The sequence below is a fragment of the Microcella pacifica genome (assembly GCF_009371975.2).
GTDB classification, from domain to species: Bacteria; Actinomycetota; Actinomycetes; order Actinomycetales; family Microbacteriaceae; genus Microcella; species Microcella pacifica.
Map to the genome: position 1 here is coordinate 32,742 of NZ_VIKT02000009.1, position 16,504 is coordinate 49,245.

10 protein-coding genes are annotated in these 16,504 nt (G+C 71.5%); 1 reads left to right on the top strand and 9 read right to left on the bottom strand.

The annotated features are described in order from the left end of the window. Nucleotides 1-86: 86 nt before the first annotated feature. The 9 genes from FK219_RS06675 to FK219_RS06715 are packed head-to-tail and all read right to left on the bottom strand — an operon-like array spanning nt 87 to nt 15,878. Nucleotides 87-959: a zinc-ribbon domain-containing protein gene (locus FK219_RS06675; RefSeq protein ID WP_210416786.1), complete on the bottom strand. Its 873-nt coding sequence runs from the start codon at nt 957-959 to the stop codon at nt 87-89. After that, entirely contained in the window at nt 956-3,271 is a 2,316-nt protein-coding gene (locus FK219_RS14090) for a transglutaminase-like domain-containing protein (RefSeq protein WP_152583419.1), read from the bottom strand. The genes FK219_RS06675 and FK219_RS14090 overlap by 4 nt, the downstream gene beginning before the upstream one ends. Further along, nucleotides 3,268-4,647, bottom strand: coding sequence for a DUF58 domain-containing protein (locus FK219_RS06685; protein WP_152583420.1), 1,380 nt, complete (start codon nt 4,645-4,647; stop codon nt 3,268-3,270). Before FK219_RS06685 ends, FK219_RS14090 begins: the two co-directional genes overlap by 4 nt. Nucleotides 4,648-4,661: 14 nt before the next feature. Then, nucleotides 4,662-5,630 carry an AAA family ATPase gene (locus tag FK219_RS06690; protein WP_152583421.1) on the bottom strand — a complete coding sequence of 323 codons (969 nt, stop codon included), beginning with the start codon at nt 5,628-5,630 and terminating at the stop codon, nt 4,662-4,664. After that, nucleotides 5,627-11,524 (bottom strand): Ig-like domain-containing protein, encoded by a 5,898-nt coding sequence (locus FK219_RS06695; RefSeq protein ID WP_152583422.1) that lies wholly within the window; start codon nt 11,522-11,524, stop codon nt 5,627-5,629. Before FK219_RS06695 ends, FK219_RS06690 begins: the two co-directional genes overlap by 4 nt. Nucleotides 11,525-11,549: 25 nt before the next feature. Beyond that, nucleotides 11,550-12,944: a serine/threonine-protein kinase gene (locus FK219_RS06700; protein WP_152583423.1), complete on the bottom strand. Its 1,395-nt coding sequence runs from the start codon at nt 12,942-12,944 to the stop codon at nt 11,550-11,552. A 46-nt stretch (nt 12,945-12,990) separates the two neighbouring features. After that, nucleotides 12,991-13,797: a PP2C family protein-serine/threonine phosphatase gene (locus FK219_RS06705; RefSeq protein ID WP_152583424.1), complete on the bottom strand. Its 807-nt coding sequence runs from the start codon at nt 13,795-13,797 to the stop codon at nt 12,991-12,993. Between the two features lie 40 nt (nt 13,798-13,837). After that, nucleotides 13,838-14,428, bottom strand: coding sequence for an FHA domain-containing protein (locus FK219_RS06710; protein ID WP_152583425.1), 591 nt, complete (start codon nt 14,426-14,428; stop codon nt 13,838-13,840). A 13-nt stretch (nt 14,429-14,441) separates the two neighbouring features. Next, entirely contained in the window at nt 14,442-15,878 is a 1,437-nt protein-coding gene (locus FK219_RS06715; protein WP_152583426.1) for a gamma-aminobutyraldehyde dehydrogenase, read from the bottom strand. Between the two features lie 123 nt (nt 15,879-16,001). Here FK219_RS06715 and FK219_RS06720 point away from each other — a divergent pair, with 123 nt between their 5' ends. After that, on the top strand, nt 16,002-16,469 hold the full coding sequence (locus FK219_RS06720) for an Lrp/AsnC family transcriptional regulator (protein WP_152583427.1): 468 nt from the start codon (nt 16,002-16,004) through the stop codon (nt 16,467-16,469). Nucleotides 16,470-16,504: the final 35 nt, after the last annotated feature.

The following is a 16,504-nucleotide window of genomic DNA, read 5'->3' on the forward strand; positions in this document are numbered from 1 at the left end:
GCACAGCAGAAGCACTCATGCGCGACGAGCGGGAATGTGCTCCCGTGGATGCGGACGCAGCGAGGACGGGTGGGGAGGACCGTGGCTCAGCTCACGACGACGAACTGCTCGCCGATGTCGATGCGCGTGCCGCGCACGATGCGGTAGCGGCGCCCCGGCTCGCACAGGCACGGTGCGGACCCCGGCTCCCGGATGACCGAGCCGTTGCCCGAGTGACGGTCGCTGAACCAGAAGACGCCCTGCTCGTGCCCGAACTCGAAGTGCGTCTTCGAGACGGAACGGCCCGGATCGAGGATCGTGACGAGGTGATCCACGAACTCGCCCGGCTCGGCGCGCGGATGACGGCCGGCCAATCCCGACCCCGTGACCGTGACGCTCTCGCCCGTGCTGAACTGCAGCACGAATCGGTGCCCCTCCGCGGTGCGCGGCACGATCCGCGTCGCCTCGGTGTCCTCGTGCGGCTCGGGCTCCGGTGCGGGCTCGGGCTCGGGCTCAGGTTCGGGCTCAGGTTCGGGCTCGGGCACCGCCGGCTCTGCCGGCGCGCGCGAGGGCGAACCCAGAGGCTCGATGACGCGTGTACGCGAGGCGAGCACGGTTCCGCACTCGGCGCAGTAGAGGTCCTCGGGCTCTGCACGCGTGCCGCACCGGGAGCATCGCTCGTGAGACTCGTCGAGGAAGGACGGCGACTCCGCCTCCGGCTCGTCGTGCGGTTCGGGCTCGGGCTCTGCCACGAGCTCCGGCACGGGCTCGGGCTCGGGTTCAGACGCGACGTGCGGCTCCGGCTCCGGCTCCGGCTCCGGCTCCGGCTCCGGCTCCGGGCGAGCCTCCTCGCGCGGCTGCACAGGGGGCACGGTCGGTCGCACGAGGGGCGGTGGCTGGGCGGCCGTGACCGAGCGACCGCACTCGCCGCAGAACATCGCGATGGGCGGCAACGCGGCGCCGCAGTGCTGGCATGTCACGGCTCTCGAACCCCCGCCTCGACCCGCATGCGGTCAGGATACCGCCGCAGTGAACGCGTGGAGAACGCCGCTCCCCAGCGCTGGCGCCGCGTGAGCGGCTGCAGCAGGGATGCCCGCACGCCGTCGGCGGCCGCCCAGACGCGGTCCGCCTCCTCGTGGTCGGGCTCCTCGGGGGCGTAGAGCGCGCGATCGGCGACGCGCGCGAGGACGAGCGCCTGCGGGCGGCCGATGACGCCAGCGAGCTCGCGCCGCGTCCCCGTGGCGGGGAGGGCGAGGCCCACATCGCGTGCGGCATCGGTCACGTCGCGCCACCCCCCGAGGATGCGCAACGCGGGGTCGCTCTGCCGTCGACGTCGCGCGCGACGCCGACGCTTGAGCAGGGCTATGACGACGAGGGGCGAGGCGAGCATCCCCAGGATGAGCGCGAGTGGGCCCAGCACGCGGAGCACGGCGAGCACCGTCGCCCAGAACGGGTCGAGCTGCTCGTCGTCGCTCTGCTCGATCTCGGGCGGTGCTTGGTCCTCGATCGCGGGCGGTTCTTCGACCGGAGGCTGCGCGGGGTTCTGCGGTCGCACGACGGGCACGGGCTCCTCGGGCTCGACCGGGGGCAGCTCCCGTCGCTCGGAGACGACGTCGACGGACTGCCAGCCCGCGGTCGTGGAGACCTCGAGCCACGCCGTGCGATCGCTCGCGAGCAGGGTCGTCGACCCGGCCTGTGCGAGCGGGCCGTAGCCGAGCACGATGCGTGAGGGGAACCCCAGCTCGCGGGCGATGAGCGCGGCCGTCGCGGCGTACTGCTCGGCATCGCCCACGATGGGCGCGCTGCCGATGAAGTCCTCGAGCCGCGCGAGCGAGTGCCCAGGCCGACTCGGTGCCTCATCCTCGTCGACGCCGTGGGAGAGATACCCGTCTTCGCGCAGCCTCTCGAGCGCTGTCTCGAGCTGTGCTCCGGGCTCGTCGATGCCCTCGGTGATCTCGGCCACCCAGTCGGTGAGGGCCTCGGGCACCTGAGCGATGCCGGGCACGGCCGCGGGTCCGGGGGCCGCGGCGCGCAGTCCCGCTGCGGTCTCCGTCGCGTCCAGCACCACGTCGAGCTCGTAGGTGAGCCCGATCGGTGCCCCGCCCACGAGGGCAGCCGTGCCCGTCGTCGCGTTGTACACGAAGCTGTCCCGCAGGTCATCGGCGTCGTCGGCGAGGATGCGCACCGCCGCGACCTGGCCGAGGGTGGGCAACCAGACCCCGTGGTCGCGCTCGAGGGTGAGGGTCACCGTCGTGCGCTCGCCGGGCAGGATGTCGGGCGGGCGCTCCGTCGGGATGCGCACGAAGCTGCCCGAGGCCGAGTCGACGGCGTCACTGCCCACGGCGAAGACGACGCCGTCGTAGCTGTCGAGAGCGGCGATGCGGATGCGCGCGCCCGCGGGCGCTCCGTCCACGATCAGCGCTGGGAGCTCCGCGACGGCGGGGTCGAAGACGGCACGATAGGCCGCGAGGGGGCTCGGCTGCTCGAGCGGCGAGAAGGGACGCTCCGCGGTCGTGCGCAGGACCGTGCGGTTCTCGGGTGGCGCGATGAGGCCCGCGACGGCCGCGCCGGCTCCCCCGGCGAGAAGCAGCAGCACCGTCGCCGCGGCGAGGGTGCGGACCCCCGCGCCACGGGTCTCGACGGCCGAGGCGGCGAGCTCGTCCCGGCGGCGGTGGCGCGCCCGCGCCGCCATCCAGAGCAGGAGCGTCGTGGCGAGGGCGATCGTGGTGCTGATGGGTAGGAGCGGGGACTGCGGGCCGATCGCGATCGCCGTGAGGTACCCGACGATGGGCACGAGCGCGGCGAGAGCGGGGCGGCGGCCGCGGAGAGCGACGAGGAGCGTCAGGAGAGGGCCGACGAGCAGCAGCACGAGCGCGGGGACGAGGAGGGCTTCGTAGGCGCCCACAGGCAAGTCGATCGTCACGAGCTGCCGCCAGCCGAGCACGACACCCGCGAAGAGCTCCGCGAGCCCCTGCGGTTCCGGCAGCACCCCGTACACCGTGCGCCCCGGCACCGCGAGCGGCACCCCGACGACGGTGAACACCGCGACGGTCGCGCCAAGTGTCCCCCAAGAGGGCCACCGGCCGAGCGTCGACGCGAGGGCTATCGCGGTCGCCGCCGTGATCGCGATGACGGCGAGGGTCACCAGCTCGCCGGCGCGGTAGATGGGCCAGAGGGCGACCGCGATGATCGCCCACGCGAGCACCGTGAAGATCGTCGCGCTGGCGAGGACCGCGGGGCGCGGGACGGTGGACGCCGAACCCGCGGCGGAGGACGGGCGGGCTGTCGTCACGAGTCGCCACCCCGCATGGCGTGGCGAAGATCATGCAGCGAGCCGAGCGTGAGCACCGTGAAGGCACCGAGTCGACGGCGACCGGGGACGTGATCGGGGTCGCACTGGAGCGCGACCACCTCGACCGCCGGCGGAAAGCTCGCTGCCGCGGTGCGCAGCCGTGATGCCGTGACCGTCGAGCCGACCACGAGGAAGGCGACAGAGATACCGCGCGCGCTCTCGCCCGCGAGCCGAGAGGTGTCGAGGATGCCGAGGGCCGAGGGGCTGTGCTCGACGACCGCGAGGGCGTCGAGCAGGCGGTTCGGCGTGAGGGTCGGCAGGCTCTCCACGGCGAGCACTGCGCGCTTCGCGAACTCGGGGGTGATCGCGCTCACGACGACCGAGACCTCCCGTGCGTCTCGGATCGCGCGCGCGCCGAGGCTGCCCGTGACGCTCACGGCGAGCTCGAATTCCGCGTCGGAACCGAAGTCGATGCTCGCGATGCTCAGCGCGACCACGAGGTGGCTGCGCCTGGTCTGCTCGAACTGGCGCACCATGAAGGTGCCGGTCTTCGCGGTCGACTTCCAGTGGATGTGGCGGCGTTCGTCGCCGGGCATGTACTCCCGTAGAGCGTGGAAGGCGAGATCGCTCGACGTCAGATCGCGCGTCGGCTGGCCCTCGAGGTCGCGCACGAGCCCGCTCGAGGTGGAGGGGATGTCGATCGTACGAGGGTGCACGATGAACTCCGCAGCCGCCGTCCAGAGCCGCTCGCGCCGTACGAGGCCGATGGGGTCGGCACGCACCGTGCGCACCGGGCCGAGCGTGAGGCGACCACGCCGGTCGGTGGGGATGGCGACGCTGCGCAGAGCCTGCCCCCGTGCGGCGAGGCCGGGAACAGGTACGGGCACGACGGAGGTACCGACGGGCAGGTCGACGACCGTGCCGAAGGAGCGCCGCACGCTGTCATTGCGCACCAGGATGCTGGCCTGCGCCGGGTCGCCGACCGCGACGCGCTGAGGCGGAGGGGTGAGCTCCACCGTCCATCGCCGACTGCCGACGACGTAGAGGAGCGCGACGAGCGCGAGCGAGGCGCCGACGACGCCCGCCACGACGAGCTCCTGCCAGCCCCAGGCGTACCCTCCGAGCAGCGCGAGCGGCACGAGAGCAGCAACGACCCAGCCGAGCGGCGTGACGACGGCGGAGGTCGCTGCGATCCCCCGCGACACGACGCCGAGCGTCGTGCGCCACAGCCGCACGACGGCCACGACGGCATCGGCCACGAGGCCCGTGCGAGCGCCGACGATGCGCGTGCGGGCCGTCGTGACCGTGGCACCGAGCGAGTGCTCGTCGGGCCCGCGGCGTGCGGGCTCCGTGGTGCGGCCGTGCGAGTGCCTCACGGAGGGAGGGGAGGTCACACGGCGATCCGCTCGCTCGGCGGCGGCGTCTCGACGAGAACCTCGCTGATCACCGCGGAGGGTGTGACGCCATCGAACTCCGACTCGGGGTCAAGACCGAGCCGGTGCGCGAGCACGGGCTCAGCGAGAGCCTTGACGTCGTCGGGGATGACGTAGTGGCGCCCCTCCGTCGCCGCGAAGGTCTTCGCACAGCGCACGAGAGCGAGGGCGCCGCGCACGCTCGCGCCGAGACGCACGTCGTCGTGCGCGCGCGTCGCCTCGACGAGGCGGGCCACGTAGTCGGTGATCGTTGGGTCGACGTGCACGGTACGCGCCACGGAGATGAGGTCGCGCACGGTCTCGAGTTCGACGACGGGCTCGACGACGAGCGCTCGAGGGCCGCCGGCACCCTCGAGGATGCGCACCGTCGCCGCGTGGTCGGGGTAGCCGATCGCGGTCTTCATGAGGAAACGGTCGAGCTGGGCCTCGGGCAGGCGGTAGGTTCCCGCCTGCTCGATGGGGTTCTGGGTGGCGATCACGAGGAAGGGCGCCTCGACGTCGTGCGAGACGCCGTCGATCGTGACCTGGCCCTCCTCCATGACCTCGAGCAGCGCCGACTGGGTCTTGGGGCTCGCGCGGTTGATCTCGTCGGCGAGCACGATCGTGGCGAAGACCGGGCCGCGGTGGAAGCTGAAGTCGCCGCTGCGCTGGTCGAACACCGTGATGCCCGTGATGTCGCCGGGCAGCAGGTCCGGGGTGAACTGCACGCGCGTCGTCGTGCCGCGCACGCTCTGGGCGAGGGCCCGCGCGAGCGAGGTCTTCCCCGTGCCCGGGACGTCCTCGAGCAGCAGGTGACCCTCGCTGAGCATCGCCGTGAGGCTCAGGCGGATCACGTAGCTCTTGCCGAGAACCGCTCTCTCGACGTTCGCGGTGATGCGCTCGGTGATGTCGGCGAACCAGCGCGCCTGCTCGGCGGTCATCGTCATGGACTGTACTCCCGGGTGTAGATGGTGGAACCGACGGTCACGGTGATGACCAGTCTGGGGTCGTCAGGCGCCGAGGCCGTGATGGTGCACTGGCGCGGCGCGTCGGGATCGGTCGTCACCTCGCCGCCCAGGCACTCGTACTGCACGGCCGTGTACGCCGCGCCGGGCGTGATCGTCGACCACGAGACCTCGACACTGCGGTCGGGCGGACCGGTCGAGATATCGGTGAACTCCACTGCCGCGTCGATGCGCACGGCGACCTCGAGGGGTATGGCCTCCGACCACTCGCCGCACACGGTGATCTCGGGGTACACCCGACACGCGCTGAACTGCACCTGCAGCGCAGCACCGTAGTGGGTCGACCCCGCCGTCAGGGCGATCGGCAGCTCGAGCGGAGCCGACTGCGCGGGGTCGACGCCCTCGCCGACGAGTCGATAGCGCACGCGGTCGACGGGGTCGCCTCCCTCCGTCGTCACGCCCGTCGCGCGGGAGTTCCAGCGACCGGTCTCGGTCTCGACACCCGGAGTGATCGACGCGGCGACCACTTGCGAGGGTGTGGCGCGCGGCACGGCCGTCACCTCGACGCTCGCCGTGCATCCCTGCCCGTTGTAGGCGTAGACGACCGCGCGGTACTCGGTGTCGGCGGAGAGTCCCGTGAAGACCGTCGAGCTCGTCGCGGCATCGAGCACGCGCACTCCCGCGGGAGCGCTGTGGCTCGGCGAGCCCACGGAGACTCCCGTGACGGTGCAGGCGGGCGCGGAGCCCGAGTCGTCGAGCCACACGTAGTACGCCTGCACGCTGCGACCGTTGCCCGCGAATGCCGAGGGCCAGGCGACCGTCACCTCGTGGTCGTCGATGCCCATGCCCGAGGTGGACCCCGATGCTGTCGGTGCGGCGGTCGGGATCGGCGGGCCGGCGGGAGTGCCGTTCGTCTGCGCCGCGTTCCACGTCGTGAGGGCCCCGAAGGCGTCATTGCGCGCACTCACGCTCACGCTGTACGACGTTCCGTTGGCGAGCGCACCCACGTCCACGACGTTGAGCCAGTACTCGGTGCCGACCGCATCCGAGGCCGACACGGTCTGCGTACGCGAGACCGAGCCCACGGTGATGCGATAGCTGCGGATGGGCGAGGCCCCCGCGCTCTGGTCGGGCTTGGTCCATCCGATGCGCAGCCCGCCGTCGAGCGGCGCGACGCCGAGGAGCGAGGGGGCGGGCGGCACGAGATCGGACCACACCGGGTCGGCGAGGGAGGTCGGGTCGGATTCGCCCAGCGCGTTGACGGCGACGACGCTCACACGCACGCGGTTCGACGAGCCGTTGCCCTCCGTCGGCACCGTGCACGGCGAGGTCGCGCACGTCACGACCGTCGAGGAACCGGACTCGACGGTCGTCACGGTCGCCTCGAAGCCCTCGAGGGGTGCGTTGTTGGAGGCTCCCGGCGACCACGCGAGGGTGAGCTGCCGGTCGCCGTAGTTCTGCACGCGGAGGTTCGTCACGGGGTCGGGAACGTCCTGCACCGAGATGCGCACGGAGCCCCACACGTAGCGCTCCGGGTCATCGGTCACGTCGGCGACCTGGTACTCGAGGTTGGTGTCGATGGGCGCTGCCGCCTCGCCCACCGTGACGGCGAGGCTCTGACCGTCGTTGACGGGCTCGATCTGCACGCCGGCCGGCAGACCACCGTCGAGCCCACGCACACCCACGACGCGCAATGGCTGGCCGGGGAACGGATTCGTCGCCTGATCGTTCGCGAGCACGTCGATGATGGTCGTCTCGCCGCGCGGCGCGATCGCCGCGTCGGTCGCGGGGGCGGCAAGCGGGCGCGTGGAGGGCACGACGCTCACCTGGATGCGCCCGGGGGTTCCCGGCGCGGCATCATCGCGCACACTGAGCGTGACCCCGGTCGTGGCGCCGCGCGGCGTGCTCGCCGGCACGCTCACCCGGAGGCGCTGCCCGACCAGGTCGGCCTCGAGACCCGGGGTCGGCCCATCGATGATGTCGTACGCGAGCTCGTCGATGTCATCCGGGTACGGATAGCTCGTCACGCGGACGAGGTCGAGCTCAGCCTCCTGACCGGGCTCGAGCTCGATGCTCGCGCCGACGAGCACGGGAGGCTGGTTCTCGCGCGGCGTGACCGTGATGGGCAGCACGATCGTCGCGACGCGCCCCTCGGGGTCGGTCGCCGAGGCGCCGTCGGTGACCTCGAACGAGAGCGAGGCGGGGCCGAAGTAGAGGTCGGCGGAGGTGAACCGCAGGGTGTCCTCGTCGACGACCGGGTCCTCCCCGTTGGAACGCGAGGCCTGCACCGTCGCGGTGTCGGTGAGACGCACGGGTTGGCCGCCGACCGCGATCACGTAGTCGTTGATGTCGATGAGGATCGACTCCTCGCTCACAACCTCGATGCGCTCGGCGCGGCGGTCGAGCTGCGGGAGCGCGTCGTCGGTGCCCGGCACCCACACGAAGGCGGTCGAGCGCACGGTCGGGTCGTCGGGGTGCACGACCTGGAAGGGGATGATCTGGCGCTCCTCGCGCACCTCGACGAGGATGCGGCGGTCGGGCTGGATGACCGCCCCCGACTCGTAGCCCGGCACGAGCTCGAGACCCAGCTCGGCGATCTCCCCCTCCGAGAAGAAAACGCGGGCGAGCACGTCGACGGCGACGGACTCCTGCTCGAGGATGTCGGTGAGGGAGAGCACGGTGTCGCGTGCGACGGGCGGCGTGAGCGGGGCATCCGGATCGACGGTGATCGTCACGAAGGCCTGCGACCGCCCCGCGAGGGGGTTCTCGATCGTGTAGACGAGGCCGTAGGTTCCCTGCGCTGTGGGCGGGGTGACGCGCACGAAGCGCCCCTCGACGACCTCGGCGTCGAGCGCGGGGTCGTTGGGCTCGACGGCGACGACGGCGAGGGCCGAGCCGTCGGGATCGGTGTCGTTGTCGAGCACGGGCACGAGCACCGTCACGCCGGGGCGCACGACGACGGCGTCGTCGTTGGCGACGGGGTTGCGGGCGCCCTCGAGACGCGGGCTGATGCCGACCCGTATCGTGCCGCTCGCGCGCGCGCCGAGCGCGTCGACGACCGTGTACCGGAAGCTGTCGGTGCCCGCGGAGTAGCTGCCGGCCTCGTAGTCGATGAAGTCCTGCCCGCTGTCGACGATCGAGCCGCGCTCGGGACTCGTCTCGGGGCCGAGCAGCTGCACCGAGTCGCCATCCGGGTCCATGGTGTCGACAGGAATGGGAATGCGCACGGTGTCGCCCGCGATGACCCGCGCAGTCACCGTGCTCGCGACGGGCGCCTCGTTGGTGGCCTCGTTCGCCTCCCGCACGCGGATGCTCACCGTCGCCTGGGCGCGCTCCTGGCCGAGGGGGCCGAGCACCTCGTACACGGCGGTGAAGTCGCCGGGCTGGTCAGGGGCGAGGTAGCGCAGCCGATCGCCCGCGACGAAGAGCAGGCCAGACTCGCCGTCGAGGCCGCTGATGAGGTCGGGGGCGAGCGTGATGGGCTCATCATCGGGGTGCTCGTCGTTGTCGAGCACGGGAATCGACACGGCATCGCCGACCCGCACCGAGATGCTGTCGTCGACAGCGATCGGGGGCTGCTGGCGGTCGGGCCGGGGAATCTCGATGACGGTGATCGTGCCGACCGACTCCGCCGCACCGTTGCTGATGCGGTAGCGGATGCTCTGCGGGGCGTCGAGCGGACGCGTGAGGGTGACGCGCACATCGCGCTGGTCGATGATCTCGGCGCGGATACCCGACCCGGAGGGCACGTCGACGATGCCCGTGACGATGAGGACGCCGCCCGTCGGGTCGATGTCGGTCGTCGCGACCGCGACCGTGCTGTTGCTGAGGGTGCGCACGAACGCCGTCTTCGGGACGGTGATGGGCGCAGAGCCCGATTCGGGCGGCGCGGCGACGTCGATGCGCACGAGCCCCGTCGCCGTTGTCGCGCCATCGGTGACGACGTACTCGAGGTAGTGCGTGCGCACCTCGGTGCTGCGGAATCGGAAGGTGCCGCGGTCGAGGCTCGTCGTGATCGTCGCGCCCGCCTTGTCGGGCACGGCGCTGAGCCGGATGGTGCCGGTGCCTCCGCGCACGTGGATGAGCGGCTCGACGCGCACCTCCTGATCGGCGTACGCGAGCACCATGAAGGGCTCCGCGATGATGGGCACCTGGCCGGAGGGGCGCACGGTCACGGCGAGCTCACCCGAGGTCGACGCGGTGCCATCCGAGACCGAGAGCGCGACGGTGCGCACCTCGCCTGCCCCGCCGGCCTCCGAGAACGTCACCCGGCCGTCTGGTCGGAACGTCGCCGTATCCGGTGCGAGGGCGAAGGCCGACTCGAGGTAGATCGGGTCCCCGTCCGGGTCGTACCACTCCCCAAGCACGGCCGCGGTCGTCGTGCCTCCTTGCGCGACCGTCGTGCGGGAGGCGCGCACCTGCACGGGCGGAGCGTTCTGCTCCGGGCTCCGCACGCTGACCGTCACGCGCGCAGAATCGGCGTCGCCGCGGCCATCGGTGATCGTGTAGTCGAACTCGAGCTGCCCGGTGGCCGAGGGCTCGAGGGTGAGTTGGAGCTGTTGGCCCTCCGACACACGATCGATGCGTCCGATGCCCGGGTCGATCGGCGTGACGGCGCTGATCGCGAGCACGTCGCCGTTGGGGTCGCTGTCGTTGAGCAGCACGGGCAGCACGGTCGAGCGGCCGGGGCGCGCCCCGAACTCGTCGTCCACGGCGACGGGCGGCGCCTGCACGCGCTCGAGCTCCGGGGGCACGTCGAGGTCGTCGAGCTGCTCTTCCCGCTCATCCTCGTCCTGCACGATGAGCTCGTCCCAGTTGTCGATGAGCGCGCCGTTCGACTGCACCGCCCACGCCGAGCCTGAGGCCGCATCGCTCAGCACGAGGCGGTCCTCGCGCACCTCGAACCGCAGGAGGGCGGCGGGGCTCATACCCTGCAGAGCGAGCACATCGGCGACCGTGCCGCAGCGCCGCCAGGCGCTGCCATCCGTCCACGCCGCGTAGGAGCACTCGCCCACCCTCACGGGCGATGCGGGAGCGCCGGATCGGTCGGTGACGAGCGAGCGCGACTCGCCGGAGTCGAGCAGCACCTCGATGAGACCGCCGTCGTGCGCGAGGAGGAGCTCACGGCCCTGCGGCGTCGGCGCCGGCGCCGGCAGGGCCAGAGTCGAGCCGGGCGGCACGAGGTCGTCGAGAGGGATGCGGCGATCTGCCGTGATGAGCACCCTCTCGTCGCGATCGAGCACGACCCACGTGTCTCCGACGATCGTGATCGCGGCGTCAGCGGACGGGTCGATGTCGATCGTCCAGGTCTGCTCGACCCGATCGGTGCGATCGGGCAGCAGACGGTAGACCTCGCCGGCCTCCGGGGCCACGACGACGACGCCGTACCCGTCCTCCTCGGCGAGCGCCGAGCCCGCGCCGAACACGAACGAGGCGCTCGAGGCGGCGTCGAACTCGTCGAAGCCGAGCCGGGGAACGACCCACGTCTCTCCCGTGCTCGCACTGTGCACGACCATCGACTCCGAGACCGCGCGCACGGAGGCGCCGTCCGGCGGCAGCGGCACGGTCTCGCGCACCTCGGCCCGCGCGACGTCGAGGATGTCGGCCGTCGCGTTCACCGCGTCCACGACGATCACGTCGTCCTCGTCCTGCAGGATGTCGAGCTGCGACCCTCCGCTCTCGACGACGGAGTCGAGGAGACCGATCTGCAGGTTGGCGCGACCCACCGTCTGGCGCTCCCCGCTCGCGATCCACAGCGAGCCGTCGTCGAGGTCGACGCGCTGCGTCTCGAACCCGGGGGCGATGACGGCGAGCGTCGCGACGAGGGCTGCGACGAGCGAGGCTCCGACCCCCGTGAGGAGGGTCGAGCGTCGCACCGGCACTCTCACGCGCATGGGGTCATCACTCCGCCACCGCGCACTTCTCGTCGCTCGGTGCGCCCACGCGCCCCTCGCGCGCGACGCTGACGGTCACGCACACCGTGTCGCCCTCGACGACGGCGACCGCGAACTCGGCGGTGCGCTGCAGGGTCGTGGCGCCGCCGTCGACCTGCACCTGGTAGACGTCCCCTTCCGCGAGGCCGGGGTCGCTCCAGGAGAAGATGATGGTCGAGCCCTCGCGCGCCGCCTCGACGTTGCTCACCCTCGGCAGACTGCCGTCTGCAGCCTGAATCGCCGAGAGCGTCGCGGTCGCGCCGAGACCGACCACGACGATCGCGATCACCAGCAGCGCGGCGGCGATCATGCGGGACTGTCGCACGCGCCGCACACCGGCGGTGCGCGGCGACGCGCCTTCTGGTTCGGGAGCAGCAGCGACGGCTCGACGCCGCCGCAGGCGACGGCCGCGCGCACCGCCGGAGGGCTTGCCCGCAGCCGCTCGCACGATCGTGCGGTCGTGGGGATCGCCCGCACTCGCGATCGCCCAGTCGTCCATCGCGACGTCGGCCTGTGTGGGCGTGAGCCCGAGCTCCGCCTCGACGCGCTGGAGGTCTCGCACCAGCTCGAGCACGGAGGAGTGGCGCCGTGCCGGGGCCCGGTTCAACGCGCGCCGCAGCACCGTTTCGAGCGACTCCGGCACGTCGTCGCGATCGAGGGAGGGCACGCGAGCCCGACTGATGCGACCGATGAGTGCCTCGGAGGCGTTCGAGCCTTCGACGACCTCGAAAGGAGAGCGACCCGCCAGGAGCGTGTAGAGCGTCGCGGCGAGCGACCACACCTCGCTCTGCACCGAGCCGGTGGTCTCGTCGAGCAGAACCTCCGGAGCCGACCACGGTATCGACATGCCCACGCTCTCCTGCGTAGTGGCGGCATTGAGCGAGGAGGCGATGCCGAAGTCGCTCAGCACGGGGTGCCCGTAGGCCGTGAGCATGATGTTGGATGGCTTGATGTCGCGGTGCAGGACACCCTGCCGGTGGGCGGTCTCGATCGCGCCGCCGATGCGCACCCCGATGCCGAGCACCTCCGCCACGGGAATGCGCTCGGCTCGATACCGACTGGCGAGCTGCGCCGAGCACAGCTCCATGACAAGGTACGGCCGGCCGTCGGCGGAGATACTGGCCTGGTAGACGGTGAGGATGCTCGGGTGGCTCGAGAGCTGCGCCATGAGGTTCGCCTCGACCTGGAACATCTGCCGCACGTGCTCCGTCACGACGTCGGAGAGCAGCACCTTGACCGCGACCTGCCGCCTGGGCATGTTCTGCTCGTACAGGAAGACGTCGGCGAAGCCGCCGGAGCCGAGAACACGCACGTGGCTGAATCCGGGCAGGATCGGAGGGTCGGACGGTCGACGTCGAACCATGACTACCCCCTCCCCCGACGGCGCTCGCCGCAGCACGGCGCGTACGTCAGTCTAGGGATTCCGACGGGGACGACGTGGGAGCGTGCACGACGTCGATGACGATGATGGTGATGTTGTCGCGGCCGCCCTGGGCGAGGGCGGCATCCAGGAGCGCGTTGGCGGTCTCGCGGGCGCTCAGACGGGCGGCGAGGTGCAGGCGGATCCGCTCGGCGGGAAGCTCCTTCGTGAGCCCGTCGGAGCACAGCAGGAGGCGCAGGCCGGGTACGAGGGGCACGATCGTCAGATCGGCCTCCGGCTCGAGGGAGAAACCGACGGCGCGCGTGATGACGTTCGATTCGGGATGCGCCTCGGCGTCCGCCGCGAGGATCTGCCCCGCGTCCACGAGCTCCTGCACGACCGAGTGGTCGCGTGTGACCTGCGTGAGCTCGTTGCCCTGGAAGCGGTAGACGCGCGAGTCGCCGACGTTGAAGACGCGGAACACCGCGCCGCCGTCGAGCACGTCGAGACCGGCGCCCGTGACCGTCGTGCCGATGCCGCGATCCTCGTCGTCGAGGTGGTGGATATCCCACGTCGCGAGGTGCAGGGCATGCTGCACGCTCTCGATGCCCACGAAGTCGCCCTCCACGCACGCCTGCAGTCGGCGCACGACTGCGTCACTCGCGCGGTCGCCGTGCGAGTGGCCGCCCATGCCGTCCGCGACGGCGAAGAGAGGCACGTCGGCGAGATAGCTGTCTTCGTTGGCCGTTCGCCGGTAGCCCGTGTGGGTCACGCCGTGCCAGGAGAGCTCGACCGCTCCGCCGTGGCCGGGCAGGGCCACGGTGTGGCGCACGCTGCTGCGTCCGAGGGCGGTCACGGGTACTCCGGTCGATCGAGGGTGCTGGCGCCGCGCGGCGTCAGAGGGTAGCCACGGCCACGAACTCGACGACGACGGCATCGCCGATGGCGACGACGGCGTCGGGCAGGACCACACTCGTCTCACCCGGGCGGAGCCGGCGCACCGGCCCCTGCGACCAGTGTACGTCGATGCCGTTGGTCGAACCGAGGTCGGTGACGACCAGAGTGTCGCCGAGCTGCTCGATGCGGGCGTGGCGCCCCGAGACATCCCGATGCGTCGCCGGAATCTGCACGCGGCGGGGCTGCGGAACCTCGTCGATGCGCGCCATGCTCGGGTGACGACCGATGATCGCCGGCCGGTCGAGGGGGATCGTGACGTCCGTGCCGCGGATGTGTGCAGCCCAGGTCGTGGGCGCGCGCCGGGGCTCGGGCTCGGGCGGCACATCGTGAGAGGGCAGAGGCGCGGTCGGCGCCGGCGAGGAGAGGACCGATCGATCGTGCGCCGGAGCGTGCGGCTGGATGAGCCCGATCACGGTGTCCTCGACGTCGGCGACGGGATGCTCCGCGGCGGCGCCTCCCGCTCCGAGCGTCGGGGGACACTCCCGCAGGACGGTGTCCTCGTCGGCGGGCTCGGACTCGGGATCGTTCATGGACGCCACGCCGCTACTCCCCGAGGAAGCTCATGACGTGCTTGAGCCGCGTGTAGTCCTCGAAGCCGTACTGCGAGAGATCCTTGCCGTACCCGGAGTGCTTGAACCCGCCGTGCGGCATGTCGGAGACGAAGGGGATGTGCGTGTTGATCCACACGCAGCCGAAGTCGAGATCGCGAGACAGGCGCAGCGCGCGAGCGTGGTCGCTCGTCCACACCGAGGCGGCGAGCGCGTACCGCACGCCGTTGGCGAGCGCGAGGGCCTCGGTTTCGTCCCGGAAGGTCTGCACCGTGAGCACGGGGCCGAAGATCTCCTCCTGCACCGCCTCGTCGTCCTGCTGCAGGCCGGTGACGATCGTCGCCTCGTAGAAGTAGCCCTTCTCGCCCTGACGTCGCCCGCCCGTGACGATGTCGGCGTGGGCCGGCAATCGGTCGACGACACCGGAGACCTGGGCGAGCTGGTTCGCATTGTTGAGGGGGCCGTACAGGATGCCCTCCTCGTGGGGCGCGCCGGTGCGGGCGTGCGACCGCGCGCGGGCGGCGAGGGCTTCGACGACGGCGTCGTGCACAGACTCGTGCACGATCACGCGCGTCGCCGCGGTGCAGTCCTGGCCCGCGTTGAAGTAGCCGGCGAGCACGAGCCCCTCGGCGACCGCCTCGGGGTCGGCGTCGGGGAAGACGATCGCGGGCGCCTTGCCGCCGAGCTCGAGGTGCACGCGCTTGAGGTTCTGCGCGGCGGACTGGGCGACGGCCATGCCCGCGCGCACCGACCCCGTGATCGCGACCATCTGAGGCGTCGGGTGCTCGACGAGGGCCGAGCCCGTGCCGCGGTCGCCCACGACGACGTTGAGCACGCCCGCCGGCAGGAACTCCGCCGCCACCTCGGCGAGCAGGAGCGTCGACTGGGGCGTCGTGTCGGAGGGCTTGAGCACGACCGTGTTGCCCGCGGCGATCGCGGGGGCGATCTTCCACACCGCCATGTTGAGCGGGTAGTTCCACGGCGTGACCTGCCCGATGACGCCGATGGGTTCGCGGCGCACCCACGAGGTGTGGCCCGCGAGGTACTCCCCCGCCGACCGGCCCTCGAGGGTGCGCGCGGCACCCGCGAAGAAGCGCAGCTGGTCGACCGACTGGTCGATCTCGTCGGCCACGAGGCTCGCGCGCGGCTTGCCCGTGTCATGCGATTCGAGATCGGCGAACTCCTCGGCCCGCCTCTCGACAGCATCGGCGAGGCGGAACAGCGCAAGTTGCCGCTCCTGCGGCGTCGTGCGGCCCCACGCGGCGAACGCCCGCTCGGCGGCGCCGTAGGCGGCGTCGATCTCGGTGGGCGTGCTCACGGGAGAGTGCGCGTACACCTCCTCCGTCGCCGGGTCCACGAGCTCGGTGTGGGACTCCGCGGTGCTCGCGACGTACTGGCCATCGATGAAGTTCTGCAGGATGCGCGTGCTCATGCCGACACTGTAGCGCGGCCCGAGCAGAGCATCCCGGTCGATTTCGACGGATTTCGTCGCTGGAAATCCGCTTTTCCTGCGGATCCGCTTGTGATCACCCTTCGTGACTGCCAGAATCGAGGCATGGTCGCCCGCCCCAAGCCTGTTCAGCTCGATGATGTCTCCAAGGCGATCATCGAGCAACTGCAGACCGACGGCCGGCGTTCCTACGCCGAGATCGGCAAGGCGGTCGGGCTCAGCGAGGCCGCCGTGCGCCAGCGCGTGCAGAAGCTCACCGAATCGGGCGTCATGCAGGTCGTCGCGGTGACCGACCCGATGCAACTGGGGTTCTACCGGCAGGCCATGATCGGCATCCGCGTCTCCGGCGACACGACCGCGGTCGCCGACGAGCTCGCCTCGCTCAGCGCCGTCGACTACCTCGTGCTGACCGCCGGCAGCTTCGACATTCTCGCGGAGGTCGTGTGCGAGAACGACGACGACCTCATCGACCTGCTCAACCGGCGCATCCGCGCCATCGACGGCGTCCACTCCACGGAGACGTTCGTCTATCTACGACTGCAGAAGCAGTTCTACAACTGGGGAACACGATGACACTCTTGAAGAAGAAGCAGAAGAAGCAGAAGTCC